The sequence below is a fragment of the Microbacterium testaceum genome (genome assembly GCF_001476655.1).
In the GTDB taxonomy this organism is placed as follows: Bacteria; Actinomycetota; Actinomycetes; order Actinomycetales; family Microbacteriaceae; genus Microbacterium; species Microbacterium testaceum_C.
On record NZ_LDRT01000244.1, the window covers coordinates 1 to 907 of the forward strand.

A 907-nucleotide genomic window follows, 5' to 3' on the forward strand; every position below is an offset into this window, starting at 1 on the left:
GTATAAGAGACAGGACTTGGGCGGCGTCGGGTACAGTGGAGACCAAGCCAAAGACCGTCGGTCATCGTCGTGCTTGCATGTCGATCGAAGCGTCTGCTGAAAAGCAGGGGACCTACGCAGGTAAACGAATCTCTTCCGAGCTCCGTGCGCCTGCGCCGGAGCTCTTCTTTTTGCCCAGACCCCGGTGTCTTCGGCCGGCGCCCCGCCTCCGCGGAGCGCCTCGTACACACAAGGAGTGGCCATGGCGCAGAAGGATGCATCGGTCGCCGAGCTCACGAAGAACTTCGAGAACTCGACCGCCGTTCTGCTGACCGAGTACCGCGGTCTGACGGTTGCCCAGCTCAAGCAGCTGCGCAACGACATCCGTCAGGACGCGGATTACGCCGTGGTGAAGAACACGCTGACCAAGATCGCCGCTGCCAACGCGGGGGTCACGGGACTGGACGACGAGCTCAAGGGCCCGTCTGCCATCGCGTTCGTGCACGGCGACCCCGTCGCCGTCGCGAAGGGCCTGCGTGCCTTCGCCAAGGCTAACCCTCAGCTCGTGGTGAAGGGCGGCTACTTCGATGGCGCCGCTCTGACCGCGGATGAGGTCAACAAGCTCGCCGATCTCGAAAGCCGTGAAGTCCTGCTGGCGAAGCTCGCCGGTGCGATGAAGGCGACGATGACCAAGGCGGCATACGTCTTCCAGGCGCTTCCGTCGAAGGCCGTTCGCACGGTCGACGCGCTGCGCGAGAAGCAGGACACCGCGGCCTGACCCGGCCCGGCTGATTAACCCGATCAAGGAGATACAACATGGCTAAGCTCAGCACCGAAGAGCTGCTCGACGCGTTCAAGGAGCTCACGCTCATCGAGCTGTCCGAGTTCGTCAAGGCGTTCGAGGAGACCTTCGACGTCACCGCCGCCG

The 907-nt window shown here is 63.6% G+C and carries 1 protein-coding gene and 1 pseudogene; both read left to right on the forward strand.

Annotated elements, in window-relative coordinates; all coding sequences use genetic code 11:
• Window positions 1–241: 241 nt before the first annotated feature.
• Window positions 242–757 (forward strand): 50S ribosomal protein L10, encoded by a 516-nt coding sequence (gene rplJ / locus NS220_RS18735; protein ID WP_013585571.1) that lies wholly within the window; start codon window positions 242–244, stop codon window positions 755–757.
• A 38-nt stretch (window positions 758–795) separates the two neighbouring features.
• Window positions 796–907 (forward strand): annotated as a pseudogene (locus NS220_RS18740) (50S ribosomal protein L7/L12); the annotation flags it as partial.